The following is a 22,413-nucleotide window of genomic DNA, read 5'->3' on the forward strand; positions in this document are numbered from 1 at the left end:
GTTAATGCTCCTGGCGACACGTGGCACTCACGTCGGTTATTCCACTGTAGGTTGATTGTTTCGGCAGACTGAAATCAGCACGGCACTGTTGGCTGTCCTGGTTTCCCCAGGTCGCAACTAACGTCCCTTGCTCGCTCATGCCGGTCAAATACACCTGGCCGCGATCGCCCACGATGAAACTGTTGTTACGGTCACCCGCGAGGGTGACCACGGCCCCAAACGGGACGGGACGGTTGTTGTCTGTCAGGGTCATCAGCACCCGGCGTCCGACTCTGGAAAGGTAGTCTGCTCTCACCACCGCCCCGCGCGTCGGGGTGACCGTACGGGTATTGATCTCCAGCTCAACATCGTCAGGCATATTTTCCGGGTCGAGGATGAGATCGTTTTTCCGGTACACGGACAAATTACTGACCACCGTATAACCGCGATAATCCGTACGTACTCCGGACTGATTTCGGATATCGACACCCCGCGCACCGGGCGCTTTTATCAGGGCATTCGTCTCACCCAGCGGCTGAGAAAGCGTGACGCCATCGGCGTGGGCGAGTATGCCCCCCTGCAGCCCGTAATTCAGACGCTCGCTGTTTTTGTCGTAGCCATAGCCCGCCGTCAGTTCGCCGTAGGTGCCTTTGTAATCACCGTTCATGTTGCCGGTGTAACCCACGCCGTTCGTGCCGTAACCCTGCTGCACGTTCCAACTGAGCGCGCTGTTTTCCAGCGCAACGCCGTTCATGCCGAGATTGTGGGTGGTGCCATTATTCTTGCTGGCGCTCATGGCATAGTTGGCCCAGGTCCGCGGCATGAATTTATCCAGCGGCACGCTGACGTTGAATGCCAGCTGCTGGTCATGGTCATAGGTTTTCCCGCTGCCGCTGCCGTATGCCGCTGCGCTGGCATTTTTGCTGTATGTCCACGTCACGCCGTAGCTGATGTGATGCCAGTCGTTGTTGTATCCGACACTCCAGGAAGCCATCGACTTACCGGTGTTCCAGTAATCTTCCCGCGCCGCGCTAAGGGTTAGAGACCCAAGGTCGCCGCCCAGCGTCTGGCTCATCGTCAGCTCTGCGCGGTTACGCCGCCTTTCCTGAAGCGCGCTGCTGTCTCCGTAAGAATCCAGCACCTCCTGCATCCCGTAATAACCGCGGGTTGAATAGCGGTATCCCGCGATGGAAAAGTTCGTCCCGGTATTCACGAAATTCTTGCTATATCTCACGCGCAAGGACTGACCGTTGGTTTTGGCTGTGTTATCCGGCGTTGACCAGCCCTGCGTGACGTCTGCTGAGAGCGCGCCGAAATCGCCCATGTTCTTCCCCACCCCCAGCGCCAGCGACCGATATTTGCTTGAGCCCTGCACTCCGCCATAGAGGGTAATCCCGTGCTTAAGGCCATAAATGCCGGTAAGTTGCCCGAAAGGCGTGTTGTCAACGCTGTGGTTATAGGATCGATATTGCCCCCCGGTGAGGGCATATTTCAGACGGCCTTCGCGCTGCAGTACCGGCAACGACGCGTACGGCAGTATGAAATGTTGCTCGCTGCCGTCGGCTTCTTTGATCGTCACGTCCAGATCGCCAGCCCCTCCGGTCGGATACATATCCGTAATCTCGAATGCACCGGGTGCAACGTAGCTTTGGTAGATCTGATAACCATTCTGACGCACCACAACCTGCGCATTGGTGCGCGCGATACCCCGCACGACAGGGGCATACCCCTTCAGGGAATCTGGCAGCATGTCGTCATCAGAGGCCAGCTGAGCGCCGCGAAACGGCATACTGTCAAACACGTCAGCCGGTGCAGAACTGTCTCCAAGCGTCAGCTGTGCTTTCAGGGGGATCACGGCACGCTGCGCGTAGGTATAGACGGTGTCCCACCTGTCCTGACCGGAAGCGTCCCGTGACCACGTGGAGTAATTGCGCAGACGCCACGGACCGATATTGATCCCCGGACGCAGGTTGGCATACTGGCTGTCACTGCTGTTGCCTTCACCGTGGCTCGCCCGGGTGTTAGCGCCGCTCAGGCTGTAATTGAGCATGGCCGCCGCGATCCCCTCATCCCACATCTCTGGCGACACATAGCCTCGCGCGGGCAGATCGATCGCCGCCTGTGGAATGCTGATCAAAAGGCGCTGAGCGCCAAACTGAAAATCGGTACTGGCTTGCGGAATGGCCTGAAGATCCGCGCAGTCACTTTTTCCCGAAGCAAGCTGAGGAAATAGCGCGGTTTTCACTCCCCACTGTTTTAACTGGTCGATGCTCAGGCAAGGCTGCAATATCTCATTACCGTCGTCGCTTTTCACTGCGGCAAAGGCGATATCGCGGGTCTCCATTAACTGGTCGTCAAGAATGATGTCAACATGGTACGTTCCCGGTGCCTGAGAGCCTGTTTCAAAAGCCGACAGGTCTGCTTTGCCCATTCCAGGATTATCCAGCTCAACCAGTTCCGTATTAAACGTTTCACTGGCATAAAGTGCCGATGATGAACCGGCAAGTGCGCAGGCGATAAATATCGCCAGACGAGCAGGCCGTATCATATGTGTTGATGATGTCATTGCAGGAAACCTAATGAATGCACGAACATCAGAAACTGGCTTGATGTGCGGTGCCAGGACTGCCATAGTCATTAATGACTTTAAATGTGAGAGAATGACCACTCACCCCTTCAGGTAATGAAAACCGGGCTGATGCGCCGGGTAAAACATAGGTCACATCATCAAGTTTTCGCCCGCCCAGGGTAATCTCATTGAAATTGATCACGTAGGGCGTGGGATTATTCACCTGAATCGCATTCCCGGATTGTTGCCACGTTAATTTATTCGCTTGTTCTTCCGGAGTTGACGCACGCAGACCTTCAGGCCGATAAATTAATTTAATCCGCGTCTTTACCGCAATTTGCAGGGCGTTCATCTGTTTTGAGGCTGAGGGAATCGCTTTAATATTCAACCAAAATAAACTTTCCTGCTCCTGAGGTAGGGAACCCGTCATTACAATACGCTCAAGGTTTTTTTGTCCACCGTCCAGGCGATACAGCGGCGGCGTAATAATAAACGGCGTTTTACCCGCCCCCCCATCCTGCATATCTATCCAGGACTGGATTAAATAAGGAGTATTGTCAGGGTTAGTAATATTGATTGTGGCTTCTTTCTTCGCACCCTCGAAAATAATGCGAGTACCACCAATAATAACCCCGGCATTGGCCGTCATTAATGCCAACGGTAACAGCGCCACCGCCAGCCCTGTTGTTCTGATAAAATGCATGGGAAAAAACCTCGTAAAACAAAGGGGCCGGGTTGGGCCCCCTACTGATTGCTGCAAAAACTCAGTTGTAAACCACGGAGAAGTTCGCGACCGAGTTTGCCGGACCGGCAGTGACTGACGCGGCGGTCGAAATATACTGCGCATAGAAGTTCAGCGTATTATCTGCGGTGCTGCTCAGTGCATAGGAATAGCTGTTGCTGCCATGCAGAGGCAGATCGGCCTTATCGGCGCTCATCAGGTTGATTGCCACCCCTGTTGCCGCCCCTGCCACCGAGGAGTCAATCGCCAGCAGGCTGGCGTTGCTTAAATCAGGCGTACCGTCAAAGCGCACTTTCGCGTTAGTCACCGTGACCGGACAGTTTTTCAATACAATACTGAATTGTGTGGCAGCGGTTCTGGCTCCCGTTGTCGGGAATTCAGTTTTATAATAATCGCCTAATACGACGACCTGGTTCTGAGAAGCCACATCAACGTCGCAGGCGGAATCCAGAATATTACCGTTAAAATTAACGGTACCCGCTGCAGCAAAAGCCTGCGTCATCGGCAGTGCAGAACTCACTGCCAGCATTGCCATCATCATTTTCTTTTTCATCATATCCTACCCTGTATCACTTTATTTATTACTGAAATCCGGGCAAACGTTCCCCACAAGCTTCAATCAACCTGAGCGTTGCCTTTTATTTTTGTCAGGAACCCGATAAATGACTCACAAATAGAAGTCTGAGCATTCCTGTCGACGAGTCAAAATTTAACCAACTCTTATTCAGCGCACAATCTAATTGAGGTCTAGCTGTAGACTTACATTTAACAATCACGAAACATTCCCTTTAGATAAACCTTAGACATGTTATTCATGGGTCTACTTTTAGACTCTTAATACAAAGCCTTTAAATTCATAAGATTAGATTTTACACATCCTCCAGTCTATTATTAGACCTGCTTCGGTCATTCCCTGAGATGCTGTTTTTTAAGATAATTCTCTATGCCGATCAAAAAATGATCGCATGCGTGAATGAGGCATCTGATGAATACCCGAATGGCTATAGAATGTAGTAAAGACAATTCCACCGTGCTCCACCTAAAACCCTATAAGCACATTGAAAAAATTATCGATACCCTATTTCCTTCAGCAGAAAGGAAAATACTGTCCAGAGGGGAAGTGGTTCACTATTATAAGAGCGATATTCGCCAGTGTTTTTTACTGATCCAGGGGAGCGTGGCCTTACACCGCCGTGGAGATGGTATTGTCTTAAATTCTGAATCAGCACCCTTTATTCTGGGTGTAAGCAGCCAGTTCTCCTCTGAGCATCTTTATGTCAGGGCGCTGGAAACCTCCGAAGTCGCGGCAGTGTCGCTGGAGCGTTTTAATTGCATCGTTGCGCAGCAAAATCTGTGGGAGCATTTTTCTAACCTGCTGATCTATACCGCCTCACGCGTCTATGAGCACTGTGCCCAGATATCGCAAATGTCGGCTTACGACATTATCCGCTTTCAGCTTGTTGAGCTGATGCAGGAGCCTGAAGCGATAAGGCTCAACACGACCGCCGCGGCCTATATCAAAAGCCGCACCTATCTTTCCCGTAGCGGTATTATGCGTATTCTGGCGGAGTTACGAACGGGTAAATACATCACTATGGCGCGCGGCGTGCTGATGGATATCCATCACTTACCCCGAAAGTACTGACCTCACATTTATATCTGGAGAAGGTGGAGGATAAGAGCGACACTATAATCAGTCCGGTCTTTTTTCAGGTTTCAGACAATGTCTTCAGCACAACAACATCGCGGCTCTCCCTACGCCCAGGAACTGATCTCTTATTTAGAGCCGTACTGCACCACGCGCAGAACAGGCCGTGGCGAGCAATTCGATCTTCAGGTCGACGGCAAGGGGATCTGTTATTTAATTCTGGAGGGGACAATTGCCGTCTACCGCAGAAGCGATGACATGATGCTCTCCACCGCCCGCAGCCCTGCTCTGTTTGGTCTCGCGAATCTGACGGACATTTATTTCAATGATTACATCAAAACCGTGAGCCCATGCCTGATTGGCATTCTCCCTACCGAGAAGGTCAGTGAAATTATTAAAGAGAAAGCATTATGGGGCCTGCTCTCTAACCAGCTGATGTTTGTCTATAGCCGACTGTATAACAACGTGATGCCACAAGGCGCACCGACGGCGTATGAGATGATTCGCCAGCAGCTTGTTAAGCTGATGGAGGAAGATGAGGCTTATCGGCTCGGCGTGACGGCAGAAAGGTATATCAGGGAAAAAACGCAGCTTTCGCGCAGTGGCGTTATGCGCATTCTGGCCGATCTCAAAACAGGCGGATTTATTGAAATCGATGAAGGCAGGCTGATAAAAATCAATAAGCTTCCCGCCAAATACTGAATTCCAGACACAAAAAAGGCCGCATACGCGGCCTTTTCATTCGCACTCAATGGACGTGAACGCCCAACCGCCAGGCAAAATAGATCTCTTCTTTCAGCTCGTTTGAAGAGAGCGCCAGCAAATCTGCAAATTCCAGCTCAAGTTGTTTCAGTTTTTTCAGGTACTGCGCCGGAGACAGGTTGCTCTTATCGCGACGTAAATATTCAATTGCCAGTTGGGTTGGGGTTATTTCAGTATCCATGATGTCCTCGCTTATGTACAAATCCTGACCAGTATATCACAACGCACTGGCTAGTTTTTGACCATGGGCAAAAACATCAGGAAACTTTACACAACTGCCGTCGTCAGTCTTGAGGAGCAGCACAGGCGTTCCTGCTCATCGAGAATATCGATCTGCCACACATGATGACGGCTCCCGGCATGAAGCGCGCGGCAAATACCGCGCACGCGCCCGCTGCGAACAGAGCGGATATGGTTAGCGTTCACCTCCAGCCCGACAACCTTCTGCTCCCCTTCGGTACAGAGATAGCCCGCAACCGAACCCAGCGTTTCGGCCAGCACAACGGACGCGCCGCCGTGCAATAAACCGAACGGCTGATGCGTGCGGCTATCGACGGGCATCGTCGCTTCCAGCTCATTCTCGCCAATGCGGGTAAACTGGATGTCCAGCAGCCCCACCATGTTTCCCTCGCCCATGGCGTTTAACGCCTGCAGCGTCACCGCACGTTTCCAGATCATCCGATAATCTCCAGCAAAGCCTGTAATGGATGGCGAACGCCGTTACCCTCAACGCGTTTCACCTGGCTGCGACACGAATACCCCGTGGCCAGACAGCGGTTACGCGGTAGACGCTGCATCGCCTGTTGCCACGATAATTCATAGATCCCAAGCGAATTGGCGTGGTTTTTCACTTCGTGCCCGTAGGTACCTGCCATACCGCAGCAGCCCACGCTGACGTTTTCCAGCTTCGCGCCAAAACGGGCAAAAATAGCGGCCCACTGGGCAGGTGCACCCGGCAGTGCCGTGACTTCAGTACAGTGGCCAAAGAGATACCATGGCTCACCGCTGGCCTCTCGTGCGGCAGTTTGCTGTAGCGCTAAAGGCAGCCACTCGTGTACCAGCATGACGTGGAAATCACCGCGTTTTTCGCCCAGCGTCTGCTTGTACTCATCGCGGTAGCACAGTACCAGCGCCGGATCGACGCCGACCATGGGTATCCCAAGCTGCGCCACGCGATTCAGGAAGTCAGACGTTTTCTGCGCCGTCTTCGCAAAACGGGTCAGGAAGCCCTTAATGTGCTGGGCCTTGCCATTCGGGGAGAACGGCAGCACAACCGGCTGGTAGCCCACTTTTTCCGCCAGACGGATAAAATCGGCCACCACCTGCGCATCGTAATAACTGGTAAACGGATCCTGCACCACCAGCACCATGTTGGCTTTTTGCGCATCACTCATGGCTTCAAGCTGCTCCAGCGTCATGTTTGCCGAGCGGTGTCCCACCAGCTGGCGTTGCAGCGACGGTGTCGAGAGCAGCGGCAGATCCACCATGCCGATATGTTTTTCGGAAAGCTTGCGCACCAGCGGCTGATTGATAAAGAAGTTAAAGGTCTTCGGCGCACGCGCCATCAGCGGGGCGTAGCTTTCCACCGTCGCCACCAGATGGTCGCGCATCGGTCGCAGATAGCGCGTGTGATACAGCTGCAGGAAGCGCGAGCGGAACTCCGGCACGTCGATTTTGATCGGACACTGCGTCGAACAGGCCTTGCAGGCCAGGCAGCCGGACATGGCCTCTTTCACTTCATGCGAGAAGTCGTATTCGCCTTTATTCGCATGCCAGCTGTTGCGGGTGCGTTCGATAAGGGAACGCAGGCTGGCGCGTTTTTCCGGCAGTTCCTGCTCGAGCTTGAGCGGGTCGACGCCGCGGTCCGCCAGCAGTCGCAGCCACTCGCGCACCAGCGTCGCACGCCCTTTTGGCGAGTGGATACGGTTGCTGGTGATTTTCATCGACGGGCACATCGGGCTCTTCACATCGAAGTTAAAGCACAGGCCGTTGCCGTTGCACTCCATCGCGCCACGCCAGGAAGAGCGCACCGCAATCGGGATTTGTCGGTCATAGGTGCCGCGCTTGACCGCATCCACCTGCAGCATTGGCGCGTCAACGCCCTCCGGCGGGCAAATCTTACCGGGATTGAGGCGGTTATCCGGGTCGAATGCCGCTTTGACCTTACGCAGTTCACCGAAGAGCTGCTCCCCGAAGAACGCCGGGCTGTACTCCGCGCGGAACCCTTTGCCGTGCTCACCCCACAGCAGGCCGCCATATTTGGCGGTTAAGGCCACCACGTCGTCGGAGATCTCCTTCATCAGGATCTCCTGCTGCGGGTCGCACATATCCAGCGCCGGACGCACGTGCAGCACGCCCGCGTCCACGTGGCCAAACATGCCGTAGCTCAGGCCGTGGCTGTCCAGCAGCGCGCGGAATTCAACGATGTAATCCGCCAGATGTTCCGGCGGCACGCAGGTATCCTCGGCAAACGGAATTGGCTTCGCGGCCCCTTTCGCATTCCCGAGCAGCCCCACCGCTTTTTTACGCATCGCGTAGATACGCTCAATGCCGGAGAGATCGTTGCACAGCTGCCAGCCGATCACGCCGCCTTCACCGCGTGCAATCAGTTCGTCCAGCCGCTGGCACAGCGTGCTAACCTGACGTTCAATCAGTTCGGCGTCATCGCCAGCGAACTCAACGATGTTCAGACCGAGCATCTCTTTGTCGGGTACATCGGTAATCAGCTCACTGACCGAATGCCAGACGATATCTTCTCTTGCCAGGTTCAACACTTTTGAGTCAACGGTTTCCACCGACAACGCCCGCGCATCCACCATAAATGGCGCATTGCGCAGAGCAGAATCGAAGGAGTTGTATTTAACGTTCACCAGGCGACGCACCTTCGGCAGCCGGGTGATATCCAGACGCGCTTCGGTAATAAACGCCAGCGTACCTTCCGAACCGGTCAGCACGCGGGTTAAATCGAACTGGGTCAGGTCGTCGTTAAAGACGTGACGCAGATCGTAACCCGTCAGGAAGCGGTTCAGTTTCGGGAATTTGTCGAGGATCAGCTGACGGTTATCGCGACAGCGCTCCAGCACGGTGCGATAAATCCGCCCGCTCGCCGTGCTCTCTTTACCCAGCGTCTCGGCCAGCTCGACCGGCATTGGCTGGGTATCGAGGATGTCGCCCCCCAGAAGCACCGCGCGCACGCCCAGCACGTGATCGGAGGTTTTACCGTAGACCAGAGAGCCCTGGCCGGATGCGTCGGTATTGATCATCCCGCCAATGGTCGCCCGGTTGCTGGTCGACAGTTCCGGCGCAAAAAAGTAGCCGTACGGTTTTAAAAATTGATTAAGCTGATCTTTGATAACCCCCGCTTCCACGCGCACCCATCCCTCTTCAGGGTTGATTTCAATGATGCGGTTCATATAGCGGGACATATCGATGATGATGCCCTGGTTCAGCGCCTGCCCGTTGGTGCCGGTACCGCCGCCACGGGGTGTGAAAACCAGAGAGGTGAAGCGCTCCTGCGAGGCCAGACGGGCAATCAGCGCCACATCCGCTGTAGAGCGTGGAAAAACGACGGCATCGGGGAGAAGCTGGTAGATACTGTTATCGGTCGCCATTGTCAGCCGGTCGGCATAATTCGTGGCGGTATCACCTGTAAAACCCTGTTGCTCCAGTGCTTGCAAAAAATTAAGCACCAGCTGAACGACGCCAGGTGCCTGAGAAATCTGTGGGATCATCACTGTCGACCCTAATTAGAGTTGTTGTGGAAATCGTTTGCGTTGTATCACAACTTTTTATCACATTTTTTTCTTATGCGCTCAGCAGAATTACGGGCAAAATCCGCCTGTCAAAAATCGCTGATATCACTAATGATTAGAGAAAGGCGGTTCACGTTCTCGCCAGCCATGCTGGTGTTCATTTAAGGAAAGTTACATTTATGGTCAATCTTCGTCAGCCCAGGGATGTTGCGCAAATTTTGCTGTCGGTGCTGTTTTTAGCCCTGATGATTATTGCGTGTCTGTGGATTGTTCAACCCTTCGTGCTTGGCTTTGCGTGGGCCGCTACCGTTGTCGTCGCCACCTGGCCTCTGCTATTACGGCTTCAGAAACTGCTGTTTGGCCGCCGTGGCCTGGCGGTGCTGGTCATGACGCTGCTGCTGTTCATGCTGTTTATTATTCCGATTGCCCTGCTGGTAAATAGTCTTGTCGACTCCAGTGGCCCGGTTATCCGTGCCGCCACCAGCGGGGATCTGACGTTGCCGGATCTCGCGTGGCTTAACAGCATTCCACTGGTCGGCGCGAAACTTTACAGCGGCTGGCATAGCCTGCTGGAGATGGGCGGTAGCGCGCTGATCGCGAAAGTGCGGCCGTATATTGGCACCACCACCACCTGGTTTGTCGGTCAGGCGGCGCATATTGGCCGCTTTATGATGCACTGCGCGCTGATGCTGGTCTTTAGCGCGCTCCTGTACTGGCGCGGTGAGCAGGTTGCCCTTGGGGTGCGTCATTTTGCCACCCGACTGGCGGGTAAACGCGGCGATGCCGCCGTGCTGCTGGCTGCGCAAGCCGTCCGTGCCGTTGCGCTGGGCGTGGTGGTGACCGCGCTGGTGCAGGCGGTGCTGGGCGGTATCGGTCTGGCCATTTCCGGCGTGCCGTACGCTACAGTATTCACCGTTGTCATGCTGATGACCTGTCTTGCGCAACTGGGACCGTTGCTGGTGCTGGTGCCTTCCATCATTTGGCTCTACTGGACGGGCGATACCACCTGGGGCACCGTGCTTCTGGTCTGGAGCTGCGTGGTCGGCACCATGGATAACGTCATTCGCCCGATACTGATCCGCATGGGGGCTGATTTACCGTTGATTCTGATCCTCTCAGGCGTTATCGGCGGGTTAATCGCGTTTGGGATGATCGGCCTCTTTATCGGCCCGGTGCTGCTCGCAGTGACATGGCGTCTCTTCTCGGCCTGGGTGCATGAAGTTCCCCCTCCGGGAACAGATCCAGATGTGATCCTGAGCGAACTGGAAGAGCTGGAAGAGAAGAACACGCATTAAGCCTTTTTGCCGGGTGGCGCTAACGCTTACCCGGCCTACATGCTTTCGTACAATACTTAAATGCTACTAAAGTATTTATTCATTACTCACTGGTCAGACCCGCCATTTCAGCAGCAAGTCCGCTGCTAACCTCAAGAAATCTTTACGTCTCTTTAACTATTGAGACGAATCTGATCGACGCTAAAAGCCGACATGCCTACTATTAGGACACGGTTATAAATCAACACCTTGATTTATAAGCATGGAAATCCCCTGAGTGAAACAACGAATTGCTGTGTGTAGTCTTTGCCCATCTCCCACGATGGGCTTTTTTTTATCCTGACTACGCGCGCTTAACCTCACAGGTACTGAGCATCCGCCACTCAGCAGGCAGTACCCGCGTTTCCCCTGTCACATTGACCGTCACCGCCTCGCGAATATCCGCCGACGATGCGCCAACCTGTAGCTCAAACTCACCCGGCTCAACGATGCGTTTCCCGTCGCGACGGGTAAAGTTGAACATCTCAACCGGTAGCGTAAAGGTGAGCGTGGCGGTTTCGCCCGGCGAGAGCGTGACGCGCTGGAAGGCCTTCAGCTCCTGTAGCGGCCGCACCTGCGTGGCGACCTTATCCCTGACGTAAACCTGTACCACCTCGCTGCCGCTGCGCTCACCGGTATTGGTGATATCCACATTCAGCGTGACCTCGCCGTCGACCGGCACGCTGGATGACGCCACTTTTGCCGCTCCCCAGCTAAACTGCGTCCAGCCGAGGCCGAAGCCAAACGGGTAACGCGAACCGAAATGGAACGCAAACGGCGTGCCGCCGCTTTTCAGCTTGTGATTGTAGTAATACGGCATTGCTCCGGCGCTTTTCGGCACGCTCACCACCAGACGCCCCTGCGGCTCCGCCCGCCCCGTCAGTACATCGGCAATCGCCCAGCCCCCTTCCTGCCCGGGTGCCCAGGCCATCATCAGCGCCGCGACCTTATCTTCCAGGCCCTGAAGGTTGTACGGGCGCCCGCCGGTCATCACTACGATCACCGGTTTACCGGTGGTGACCAGCGCTTCCAGCAGCTGTTGCTGCACGCCAGGCAGATTCAATGAGTCAGTATCTGAGCCTTCACCCACGGTGCCGCTCTGGAACAGCCCGGCGAGATCGCCCACGCAGGCCACCACCACGTCACTTTGTTGCGCGGCGTCTACCGCCTCGGGGATCAGTGCGGTGCTCAGTGAAACCGGCGACTGCTGCATCGGCTTACCGCCGCTGTCGCCGGGGAAGACCGGCGCGCCCGCCATCCGTTTTTCAATGATGTGGCACCCTTTGGCATAGCGCACGTTCGATGCACCGAGATAGTGTTCCAGCGCCGCGCGCGGGGTCGTCACCTGCGACGTCTCTTCTACCATGTCGCTGATGATCAGGTGTACCGGGAAGCTGTAACCGCTGAGTAACGCCAGCGGATCGTCTGCCGTCGGGCCGACCAGCGCAACGCGAGGCTTTCCGCCGAGGGGCAGGATGCCATTGTTTTCCAGAAGCGTGATCGACTTTGTCGCGACATCACGCGCCACCTGCCGGGTCGTCTCATTTTGCAGATCGCTGCCCTGCTCATCGGCATAGGGACGTTCAAACAGGCCAAGGCGGAATTTTTCCGTCAGCGTACGCGCAACGATCTCATCCACCTTCGCCATCGAAATCAGCCCACGCTCTACCGCTTCCGCCAGATGGCGCGCGCAGTCATCTTTCGGCAGCTCAACGTCCAGCCCGGCGTTAAAGGCCAGCGCAGCAGATTCGGCCGCGTCGTGGGAAATCCCGTGGTGCTGGTGCAACAGGCTGACGCCGCCGTAGTCCGCCACAATAATCCCATCGAATCCCCACTGTTCTCGCAGGACGGTGGTAAGCAGGAAGCTGTCGCTGTGACCCGGCTGATTATCAATATCGTGGTAGGCGGGCATGACCGAACCGGCGTTAGCCAGCTTCACCGCCATTTCAAACGGCAACAGGAAGGTATCATTCAGCTCGCTAAACCCGAGGTGCACCGGCGCGTGGTTGCGCGCCCCTTCGCTAAACGAGTGGCCAACGTAATGTTTCAGGGTCGCCAGCAGGTCGCGTTTATCGCCCTGTAACCCCTTCACGTAGGCGGTCGCCATCACCCCCACCAGCCAGGGATCTTCGCCGAAGGTCTCTTCGGTACGCCCCCAGCGCACGTCGCGGGACACGTCCAGCACCGGCGCCAGCCCCTGCTGACAGCCGACGGAGCGCGCCTCTTTGCCAATCTGCTCCGCCGCCCGCTGCACCAGCTCCGGGTCCCAGGTCGAACCATAGTTCAGCGAGGACGGGAACAGTGTTGCGTCTTTGCACAGCAACCCCACCAGACACTCCTCGTGGAACAGCGCCGGAATACCGAGACGCGTCTCTTCCATCATCATGCGCTGGAGTCGGTTGGCCGCGCGCACGCCCGTTTTCGCATCAACAATATGCGTGCCGAGCGGACGCGTGATCTGCCCCACGCCCAGCTTCAGCCGTTCGCTGAGCGAGGCCTGCTCGCTCACGCCTGCGAACTCATCGCTGAGATCGCTCCGTTCGCGGTGATTGCCGTTTTCATCGAGGATCAGCCAGTACGCGTGCATCTGGGCAAACTTCTCTTCCGGGGTCATGCGCGCCAGTAAATCGGCGACGCGCTCGTGTACCGGACGTCCTGCGTCCTTATAGATAGCCGTCATGTTTTACTCCTGTATTGCAGAATGGGTTGCCGGGCTGAGCTTTCCTGCGTCGGGACGCACATCACGCTTGCCCGCAAGTTCACGGGCAATGGAATCCACCAGCCGACTGTTGAGTTTGTAAATGGAAAGAAGCGCCACCATGCAGAGGAACAGCACGCAAGGAATGAGCGTAAAGAGCGCGTTGATGGTAGAGAGCACGTGCGGCGCCTGCGTCACCTGGCCCGGGGCGTAATCCACCATGCCAAGCACCCAACCGACCACGGCCCCGCCCAGCGCCAGCCCAAACTTGATGGCAAACAGCGCGGTAGAGAAAACCAGACCGTCCAGACGACGACCGCTGCGATGCTCTTCGTAATCCACCACGTCGGAGAACATGGTCCACTGGAGCGGAGTGGTCAGGTTTTGAATAAAGCTAAAAACGATGTTGAGGCCGAATATCAGCCAGACCTGCGAAGGCGGAATGAAGAAAATCAGCGCCCCGAAAATGACGAACGTCATAATGGTCCACTGATAGGCGCGAACGCGATCAAATTTTCCGAGCAGGCGTTCAGATAATAATGCCCCGCTTAATGAGGCCACCATGCCTGAAACAATAAAGGCAAAGACCAGTTCCGGGCGCAGCAGCACATAGTTGACGTAATACATGGTGGCAGAGCCGCGCGTCACGACCGCCGTTAACAGCAAAATATTAAACACGAACACAATTCGCCACTGGCTGTTTTTGGCCAGCAGTTTTAAATCCGTCAGCATGGAGCCGGAGGTATCATTTCGTGGCGAATAACGTTCGCGGGTCATCAGGAAGCAGCAGAAGAATAAAACAATACCCAACAGCCCCATCAGGCTCATGGCATAGAAATAGCCTTTCTGTACGTTACCTTGCCCCAGCTGTGACACCAGCGGCAGGGCAATCACCGTCACGATCAGCCCGCCGATAAAGGACAACCCAAAGCGCCAGGATTGCAGAGAGTGACGTTCGCGGGGATCCAGCGTCAGCGCCCCCGGCATGGCACAGTAAGGCACGTTAATCGCCGAGTAGATAAGGCTCAGAATGGCGTAAGTCACGCAGGCATAGACGATTTTCCCGGTCGGCCCGACGTCCGGTACATAGAAGGTAATCAGACAGCTGACGCCAAACGGAATAGCAAACCACAGCAGCCAGGGGCGAAAGCGACCGTGGCGCGTTTGCGTGCGGTCGACGAGTGCGCCAATGCAGGGATCGATAAATGCATCGACCACGCGCACCACTAAAAACATGGTGCCCATAATCGCGGCGGGCAAGCCAAAAACGTCCGTATAAAAATAGGCGAGAAATAACGTCGCCGTTTGCCAGACCAGCGCGCTGGCCATATCGCCTAAGCCATAACCTATTTTATCTTTCGTACGTAATACAGAGGAGATTGTCATTGTTATTTGCCTTTTTATCAGGTTAAAACGTATTTCAACCAGTTGCGCATCATCTGAAGGGAAGTGCGCAGTAAGGCTCAAGTATTAGCAACGCTTTGCGCGCTAACAATTGTCTAAATTAACAGACAAATTATGATATTTGGTTTTTTGTTTTATTTGTGATGGGGAGCATATTCGGGCGGAAATAAAAAAAGGCGAGGAGATATCTCCTCGCCTTTTTCCGTTTTTACGCGGTTACTTATTCAGTTCTGCCAGGCTCAGCCAGGTTTGCACCACGGTGTCCGGGTTCAGGGAGAGACTATCAATCCCCTCTTCCATCAGCCAGGCGGCAAAGTCTTCATGGTCGGACGGACCCTGACCGCAGATCCCGACGTATTTCCCCTGCTTCTTCGCCGCGCGGATGGACATCGAGAGCAGCGCTTTCACCGCCTCGTTACGCTCGTCGAACAGCTCAGAGACCACGCCAGAGTCGCGGTCCAGACCGAGCGCCAACTGCGTCATGTCGTTCGAGCCGATAGAGAAGCCGTCGAAGTGCTCGAGGAACTGCTCGGCCAGCAGGGCGTTGGACGGGATTTCGCACATCATGATGATCTTCAGCCCGTTCTCGCCGCGCTTCAGCCCCTGACGCGCCAGCTCGTCCACCACCGCTTTCGCCTGGTCCACGGTACGCACGAACGGGATCATGATCTCCACGTTGGTCAGCCCCATGTCGTTGCGCACGCGTTTCACCGCGTCACACTCCAGCGCGAAACAGTCGCGGAAGCTGTCGGACACGTAGCGTCCGGCCCCACGGAAGCCCAGCATCGGGTTCTCTTCTTCCGGCTCGTAGCGTTCGCCACCCACCAGGTTGGCGTATTCGTTAGACTTAAAGTCTGACAGACGCACAATCACGCGTTTCGGGTAGAACGCCGCGCCCAGCGTCGCGATCCCTTCGGTCAGACGGCCGACGTAGAACTCTCTTGGTGAGTCGTAACCTTTCATCATCTCGCGGATTTCGTTCTGCAGCTTCGGCTCCTGGTCGTCAAACTCCAGCAGCGCGCGCGGGTGAACGCCGATCATACGGTTGATGATAAATTCCAGACGCGCCAACCCTACGCCTTCGTTCGGCAGGCAGGCGAAGTCAAACGCGCGGTCCGGGTTACCGACGTTCATCATGATCTTCAGCGGCAGGTCCGGCATGGTATCCACGCTGGAGCTTTTCACGCTGAAGTCCAGAATATCGGCGTACACGTAGCCGGTATCGCCTTCGGCGCAGGAGACGGTTACGTTCTGCCCGTCCTTCATGCGTTCGGTGGCGTCACCGCAGCCGACAACCGCAGGAATACCCAGCTCGCGGGCAATGATCGCCGCGTGACAGGTACGACCGCCGCGGTTGGTGACGATGGCCGCCGCTTTCTTCATGATCGGTTCCCAGTCCGGGTCGGTCATGTCGGTCACCAGCACGTCGCCTGGCTCAATGCGGTTCATCTCGCTGATGTCGTGGATCACTTTCACCGGACCGGCACCGATACGGTGACCGATGGCGCGGCCTTCCGCCACGATTTTGCCCTGCGCGTGCAGCGTATAACGCTCCATCACCTGACCACGAGAGCGGACGGTTTCCGGACGCGCCTGCACGATAAACAGCTTGCCGGTGTTACCGTCTTTCGCCCATTCGATATCCATCGGACGGCCGTAGTGTTTTTCGATCTGCACCGCCTGCTTCGCCAGTTCTTCCACTTCGGCGTCGGTCAGGGAGAAGCGGTCGCGCTGCTCCTGCGGCACATCTTCAATCTTAACCTGCTTGCCATGCTCCTGGGTTGGGGCATAGATCATGCGAATTTTTTTCGAGCCCATGGTGCGGCGCACCACTGCCGGACGGTTAGCCGCCAGCGTAGGCTTGTGGACGTAGAATTCGTCAGGGTTTACCGCGCCCTGCACCACCATCTCGCCCAGGCCCCACGCGGAGGTGATAAACACCACCTGGTCGAAGCCGGATTCGGTATCGATGGAGAACATCACGCCGGAAGAACCTACGTCCGAGCGAACCATACGCTGCACGCCAGCGGAGAGCGCGACGCCGCGATGGTCGTAGCCCTGGTGCACGCGATAGGAGATGGCGCGGTCGTTAAACAGGGAAGCAAAAACGTGCTTCACCGCCACCAGCACCGCATCGTAACCCTGAACGTTCAGGAAAGTTTCCTGTTGTCCGGCGAACGAGGCATCGGGCATATCTTCTGCGGTTGCAGAAGAACGCACGGCAAAGGAGGCCTGCGCATCGTCAGCAGAGAGCTGGTTGTACGCGTCATGAATGGCTTTTTCCAGTTCCGGCTGGAAAGGTGTGTCGATGATCCACTGGCGGATTTGTGACCCGGCTTTGGCAAGCTCGGTGACGTCATCAATATCCGTTTTATCCAGCAGGTCGTAAATGCGCTGGTTAACACCGCTCTGGTCTAAAAACAGGTTAAAGGCATCGGCGGTGGTGGCAAACCCGTTTGGTACGGAAACACCCATACCGGACAGATTTGTAATCATTTCACCCAGGGAGGCATTTTTGCCCCCAACTCTGTCTACATCATTCATGCCGAGTTGGTTATACCAAAGCACCAGCGGTGACGAGCCATTGTTGGACATCGAAACAATCCTTTTGTGATATTTGATCGGAGTAAGAAACACCTGACTACGTATTTATACTGGCATATTTACTTCCGCTAAAAAAACGGTGAATCGTGTAAGCAATTTAAATTTTCAACTTTTCGGATACTTTCCCATCACTCGCTAAACCGATGATTCCTTTATATTCAGCCAAAAACCACAGAAATAAAGTCGCTATTTGAAAAATGAAATCCACTTTTCAGGAAAATCAAAAACACCGTTTCATTTTTACCCTAAATAATTCGAGTTGCAGGAAGGCGGCGACGCAGAGAGTCCCAGGAGCGTACATTTAGTACGTGACTGGGCGAGCGATGAAAGCCAACGCGCCTGCAGCTTGAATTATGACGGGTAAATAATTAGGACAAGTTCTTTGCTGTTTAATTTACTTTTTTAATTTATGCTTTCAGGCAATTAGGTCTGATATTCAGGGTGGATAAAATGGATAGTGCTGTCGATCGCCACGTTTTTTATATTTCTGATGGTACGGCGATCACCGCCGAGGTGCTGGGGCACGCGGTGATGTCGCAGTTTCCCGTTTCGATTAACAGCATCACGCTGCCCTTTGTGGAAAATGAGAGCCGCGCCAAAGCGGTGAAAGACCAGATTGACGCCATCTTCCAGCAAACCGGCGTGCGCCCGCTGGTGTTCTATTCGATTGTTATCCCGGAAATTCGCAGCATCATTCTGCAAAGTGAAGGGTTTTGTCAGGACATCGTGCAGGCGCTGGTGGCACCGTTGCAGAGCGAGCTCAAGCTCGACCCCACGCCCATCGCCCACCGTACACACGGGCTGAACCCCGGCAACCTGACCAAGTACGATGCGCGTATCGCCGCCATTGACTACACCCTCGCCCACGATGACGGTATCTCTCTGCGAAATCTCGACCAGGCGCAGGTGATCCTGCTCGGCGTGTCGCGCTGCGGCAAAACCCCGACCAGCCTCTATCTGGCAATGCAGTTTGGCATTCGCGCTGCAAACTACCCGTTTATTGCCGACGATATGGACAACCTGGTGCTGCCCGCCGCCCTTAAGCCGCTGCAGCACAAGCTGTTCGGCCTGACCATTAACCCGGAGCGCCTCGCCGCCATCCGCGAAGAGCGCCGCGAGAACAGCCGCTACGCCTCCATGCGCCAGTGCCGGATGGAAGTTTCCGAGGTTGAAGCGCTGTACCGCAAAAACCAGATCCCGTGGCTGAACAGCACCAACTATTCTGTAGAAGAAATTGCCACCAAAATCCTCGACATCATGGGGCTGAATCGCCGCATGTACTAATATGCTAGTACATTAATCCAGTTTCAGTTATCATAATGGGCATCATCGGGGCGAATTTGCCCCGAACTTGAAATCAGCAGGGATTGGTTTAAGGTGATGCCCATCACTTCCCGGTAGTCTGCCGATGAAGCACAAAAATTCTGAGACATTCCATGAACAAAACCGACGAACTCCGCACTGCGCGCATTGATAGCCTGGTGACTCCGGCTGAACTGGCCCAGCGGCACCCCGTTTCCGCAGGCGTTGCGGAACATGTAACGGCGTCTCGCCGCCGCATTGAAAAAATCCTGAACGGCGAAGACAAGCGCCTTCTGGTGGTGATTGGCCCCTGCTCCATTCACGACCTGGATGCCGCGATGGACTACGCAAAACGTCTTCAGGGGATGCGTGAGAAGTATCAGCATCGCCTTGAGATCGTCATGCGCACCTACTTTGAAAAACCGCGCACCGTGGTGGGCTGGAAGGGTCTGATTTCCGATCCTGATCTCAACGGCAGCTATCGCGTGAACCACGGTATTGAGCTGGCGCGGAAGCTGCTTTTACAGGTCAACGAGCTGGGCGTTCCGACGGCGACCGAGTTTCTCGATATGGTAACCGGGCAGTTTATCGCTGATCTGATCAGCTGGGGCGCAATTGGCGCACGCACCACCGAAAGCCAGATCCACCGTGAGATGGCCTCCGCGCTCTCCTGTCCGGTCGGCTTTAAAAACGGGACCGATGGCAACACGCGAATTGCGGTCGACGCGATCCGCGCCTCGCGTGCCAGCCATATGTTCCTTTCGCCGGATAAGAGCGGTCACATGACCATCTACCAGACCAGCGGTAATCCGTACGGGCATATCATTATGCGTGGCGGCAAAAAACCGAACTATCATGCGCAAGATATCGCAGCAGCCTGCGAAACGCTGGCCGAGTTCGACCTGCCGGAACACCTGGTGGTGGATTTCAGCCACGGCAACTGCCAGAAGCAGCACCGTCGCCAGCTGGATGTCTGCGATGAGATCTGCCAGCAGATCCGCAGCGGTTCCACCGCCGTGGCAGGCATTATGGCGGAAAGCTTCCTCAAAGAAGGCACGCAGAAAATCGTTACCGGACAGCAGATGGTTTACGGCCAGTCGATCACCGACCCGTGCCTGAGCTGGGAAGACAGCGAACTGCTACTGGAAAAGCTGGCAGCTGCGGTTGATTCTCGCTTCTGATGGTATTGTCGGGTGGCGCTGCGCTTACCCGACCTACGATCCGTGCCCTCTCCCTGTGGGAGAGGGCATCAGACTGCATCTCCCACAAATTTGATCCCGTCACACAATTTTCACAAAAACGCTTGCCGTGAATTTGCAGTTTATTGATAATGATTATCATTGTTACATTGATTGTTATTTATAAACATTATGTCACGTACGGATAACAGCGCGGCAACGCCAATAAAAACACACACAGCGCCTTCCCCCACCTCCACCGATCGCCGTATCGACAGCAAAACCCTGCTCGGTGATGAGGGGCGGGTCATTATCGAGCATGACGGCCAGCACTATCTTCTGCGCCAGACCCATGCTGGAAAACTGATCCTGACTAAATAAACAACACGATAATTTCGCCAGCCACCCAGGTGATCCCCAGGCAGCCAGCGCTTTTCAATTCTTATGGAGAGTTGCTATGCCACACCTGCCTTCCGCATCTTTACGTCCGTCACTTCTGGCGCTGGCGATTGTCAGCACCCTGCCGGGGGCTGCGTTTGCCGCTACAGACGACATCACCGTAACCGCCACCGGCAACGCCCGAAGCGCCTTTGAGGCGCCGATGATGGTTAGCGTCATTGACGCCACCGCCCCGGAAAACCAGACCGCCAGCTCTGCCGCCGACCTGCTGCGCAAGGTACCCGGCCTGACGCTGGACGGTACCGGCCGCACGAATGGTCAGGACGTCAACCTGCGCGGTTACGACCGTCGCGGCGTGCTGGTCCTGGTCGACGGCGTGCGTCAGGGAACCGATACCGGCCACCTCAACAGCACCTTCCTCGACCCGGCGCTGATCAAACGTATCGAAGTGGTGCGCGGTCCTTCCGCTCTTCTGTACGGCAGCGGCGCATTGGGCGGCGTGATTTCCTATGACACCGCCGACGCCAACGATCTGCTCGAGCCGGGCAAGAACAGCGGCTACCGCGTGTTTGGTACGGGCGCGACGGGCGATCACAGCATCGGAATGGGTGCCAGCGCCTATGGCCGTACCGAGACGCTGGACGGTCTGGTGGCATGGTCGAGCCGGGATCGCGGTGATATTCGCCAGAGTGACGGTGCAACGGCGCCTAACGACGAATCCATTAATAACATGCTGGCAAAAGGGAGCTGGAAAATCGACCCGGCTCAAACCCTGAGCGGCTCCCTGCGCTACTACAACAACGACGCGCAGGAGCCGAAAAACCCGCAAACCACCGACGCGTCCGACAGCAGCAATCCCATGACCGACCGCTCCACCATCCAGCGTGATGCGCAGCTTGGCTACCACCTTGCCCCGGAAGGTAACGACTGGCTGAACGCCGATGCAAAAGTCTACTGGTCCGAAGCGCGCATTAACGCCCAGAACGTCGACGGCACCGGCGAGTTCCGCAAGCAGACCACCAAAGGCGGCAAAGTGGAAAACCGCACCCGTCTGTTCAGCGACTCCTTTGCGTCTCATCTCCTGACCTACGGCGGCGAATACTATCGTCAGGAGCAACGCCCGGGCGGTGCGACAACCGGCTTCCCGAATGCCAAAATCGATTTCAGCTCCGGCTGGCTGCAGGATGAGATCACCCTGCGCGATCTGCCCGTGACCCTGCTGGGCGGTACGCGCTACGACAATTATCGCGGCAGCAGCGAGGGTTACGACGATGTGGATGCCGATAAGTGGTCATCCCGCGCCGGGTTAACCGTCAGCCCAACCGACTGGCTGATGCTGTTCGGCTCTTATGCGCAGGCCTTCCGCGCGCCGACCATGGGCGAGATGTATAACGATGCGAAACACTTCTCCATCGGCAGCTTCTACACCAACTACTGGGTACCTAACCCGAATCTGCGCCCGGAAACCAACAAAACCCAGGAGTTCGGTTTTGGTCTGCGCTTTGACGATCTGATGCTTGCCAACGATGCGCTGGAGTTTAAGGCCAGCTATTTCGATACCAAAGCCAAAGACTACATCTCCACCACCGTCGATTTTGCCGCGGCGACCACCATGTCCTATAACGTCCCCGACGCCAAAATCTGGGGATGGGACGTAATGGCAAAATACGCCGCCGACCTGTTCAACCTCGACGTGGCCTACAACCGCACGCGCGGCAAAGACACCAACACCGGCGAGTATATCTCCAGCATTAACCCGGACACCGTCACCAGCAAGCTGGATATCCCGGTGGCGCAAAGCGGGTTCTCCGTCGGCTGGATCGGTACTTTTGTCGATCGCTCAACGCATATCAGCAGCAGCTACAGTAAACAGCCGGGCTATGCGGTCAATGATTTCTACGTCAGCTATAAAGGTCAGGAACAGCTCAAAGGCGTGACCACCACGCTGGTGCTGGGCAACGCCTTCGACAAAGCGTACTGGTCACCGCAGGGGATCCCGCAGGACGGTCGTAACGGTAAGATTTTCGTGAGTTATCAGTGGTAACGCATATTGAGAAGGAAGA

Annotated in this window: 16 protein-coding genes and 1 other RNA gene; 8 read left to right on the forward strand and 9 right to left on the reverse strand. The window is 55.6% G+C overall.

The window, feature by feature from the left end; translation table 11 throughout:
• Window position 1: 1 nt before the first annotated feature.
• From AC2T6E_RS03940 to AC2T6E_RS03950, 3 genes are all read right to left on the reverse strand, one after another.
• Entirely contained in the window at window positions 2-2,545 is a 2,544-nt protein-coding gene (locus tag AC2T6E_RS03940; RefSeq protein WP_486690630.1) for a fimbria/pilus outer membrane usher protein, read from the reverse strand.
• Between the two features lie 28 nt (window positions 2,546-2,573).
• Complete coding sequence (locus tag AC2T6E_RS03945; protein ID WP_278434922.1) at window positions 2,574-3,251, reverse strand: fimbrial biogenesis chaperone; 678 nt, start codon at window positions 3,249-3,251, stop codon at window positions 2,574-2,576.
• Between the two features lie 61 nt (window positions 3,252-3,312).
• Window positions 3,313-3,843, reverse strand: coding sequence for a fimbrial protein (locus AC2T6E_RS03950; RefSeq protein ID WP_029485046.1), 531 nt, complete (start codon window positions 3,841-3,843; stop codon window positions 3,313-3,315).
• 432 nt (window positions 3,844-4,275) lie between these two features.
• On the opposite strand from AC2T6E_RS03950, the gene AC2T6E_RS03955 reads away from it, so the two are divergent.
• Both AC2T6E_RS03955 and AC2T6E_RS03960 read left to right on the forward strand, forming a co-directional pair.
• Window positions 4,276-4,935 carry a helix-turn-helix domain-containing protein gene (locus AC2T6E_RS03955; protein ID WP_486690633.1) on the forward strand — a complete coding sequence of 220 codons (660 nt, stop codon included), beginning with the start codon at window positions 4,276-4,278 and terminating at the stop codon, window positions 4,933-4,935.
• Window positions 4,936-5,013: 78 nt separating this feature from the next.
• Window positions 5,014-5,640: a helix-turn-helix domain-containing protein gene (locus AC2T6E_RS03960; RefSeq protein WP_120158846.1), complete on the forward strand. Its 627-nt coding sequence runs from the start codon at window positions 5,014-5,016 to the stop codon at window positions 5,638-5,640.
• Between the two features lie 46 nt (window positions 5,641-5,686).
• Here AC2T6E_RS03960 and AC2T6E_RS03965 read toward each other — a convergent pair whose 3' ends face one another.
• From AC2T6E_RS03965 to ydiJ, 3 genes are all read right to left on the reverse strand, one after another.
• Complete coding sequence (locus tag AC2T6E_RS03965) at window positions 5,687-5,881, reverse strand: YdiH family protein (RefSeq protein WP_010430192.1); 195 nt, start codon at window positions 5,879-5,881, stop codon at window positions 5,687-5,689.
• An 86-nt stretch (window positions 5,882-5,967) separates the two neighbouring features.
• On the reverse strand, window positions 5,968-6,378 hold the full coding sequence (gene menI / locus AC2T6E_RS03970; RefSeq protein ID WP_212473779.1) for a 1,4-dihydroxy-2-naphthoyl-CoA hydrolase: 411 nt from the start codon (window positions 6,376-6,378) through the stop codon (window positions 5,968-5,970).
• Window positions 6,375-9,431, reverse strand: coding sequence for a D-2-hydroxyglutarate dehydrogenase YdiJ (ydiJ, locus tag AC2T6E_RS03975; RefSeq protein WP_212473778.1), 3,057 nt, complete (start codon window positions 9,429-9,431; stop codon window positions 6,375-6,377). Before ydiJ ends, menI begins: the two co-directional genes overlap by 4 nt.
• A 200-nt stretch (window positions 9,432-9,631) precedes the next feature.
• On the opposite strand from ydiJ, the gene ydiK reads away from it, so the two are divergent.
• Window positions 9,632-10,747 (forward strand): AI-2E family transporter YdiK, encoded by a 1,116-nt coding sequence (gene ydiK / locus AC2T6E_RS03980; RefSeq protein WP_010430184.1) that lies wholly within the window; start codon window positions 9,632-9,634, stop codon window positions 10,745-10,747.
• A 209-nt stretch (window positions 10,748-10,956) separates the two neighbouring features.
• Window positions 10,957-11,064, forward strand: an RNA gene (rprA, locus tag AC2T6E_RS03985) — antisense sRNA RprA.
• Between the two features lie 5 nt (window positions 11,065-11,069).
• On the opposite strand, the gene AC2T6E_RS03990 is transcribed toward rprA, so the two are convergent.
• The 3 genes from AC2T6E_RS03990 to ppsA all read right to left on the reverse strand — a co-directional run bounded on the left by AC2T6E_RS03990 (window position 11,070) and on the right by ppsA (window position 17,462).
• The gene (locus AC2T6E_RS03990; RefSeq protein WP_486690637.1) at window positions 11,070-13,445 is read right to left on the reverse strand and encodes a glycoside hydrolase family 3 N-terminal domain-containing protein; all 2,376 of its coding nucleotides are present in this window, start codon (window positions 13,443-13,445) and stop codon (window positions 11,070-11,072) included.
• A 3-nt stretch (window positions 13,446-13,448) separates the two neighbouring features.
• Window positions 13,449-14,849: an MFS transporter gene (locus tag AC2T6E_RS03995; RefSeq protein WP_108416822.1), complete on the reverse strand. Its 1,401-nt coding sequence runs from the start codon at window positions 14,847-14,849 to the stop codon at window positions 13,449-13,451.
• 234 nt (window positions 14,850-15,083) lie between these two features.
• A complete protein-coding gene (gene ppsA, locus AC2T6E_RS04000) occupies window positions 15,084-17,462 on the reverse strand; it encodes a phosphoenolpyruvate synthase (RefSeq protein ID WP_010430177.1) in 2,379 nt (792 codons plus the stop codon).
• 459 nt (window positions 17,463-17,921) lie between these two features.
• Between ppsA and ppsR the strand changes: the two genes are divergently transcribed.
• The 4 genes from ppsR to AC2T6E_RS04020 all read left to right on the forward strand — a co-directional run bounded on the left by ppsR (window position 17,922) and on the right by AC2T6E_RS04020 (window position 22,394).
• Complete coding sequence (gene ppsR / locus AC2T6E_RS04005; protein WP_042719439.1) at window positions 17,922-18,755, forward strand: posphoenolpyruvate synthetase regulatory kinase/phosphorylase PpsR; 834 nt, start codon at window positions 17,922-17,924, stop codon at window positions 18,753-18,755.
• Between the two features lie 152 nt (window positions 18,756-18,907).
• Complete coding sequence (aroH, locus tag AC2T6E_RS04010) at window positions 18,908-19,954, forward strand: 3-deoxy-7-phosphoheptulonate synthase AroH (protein ID WP_108416820.1); 1,047 nt, start codon at window positions 18,908-18,910, stop codon at window positions 19,952-19,954.
• A gap of 189 nt (window positions 19,955-20,143) precedes the next feature.
• Window positions 20,144-20,332 carry a hemin uptake protein HemP gene (hemP, locus tag AC2T6E_RS04015; protein ID WP_010426061.1) on the forward strand — a complete coding sequence of 63 codons (189 nt, stop codon included), beginning with the start codon at window positions 20,144-20,146 and terminating at the stop codon, window positions 20,330-20,332.
• 76 nt (window positions 20,333-20,408) lie between these two features.
• A complete protein-coding gene (locus tag AC2T6E_RS04020) occupies window positions 20,409-22,394 on the forward strand; it encodes a TonB-dependent hemoglobin/transferrin/lactoferrin family receptor (RefSeq protein ID WP_444508233.1) in 1,986 nt (661 codons plus the stop codon).
• The last annotated feature ends 19 nt before the right edge of the window (window positions 22,395-22,413 follow it).

It is taken from the genome of Enterobacter sp. B79-1 (genome assembly GCF_057444735.1).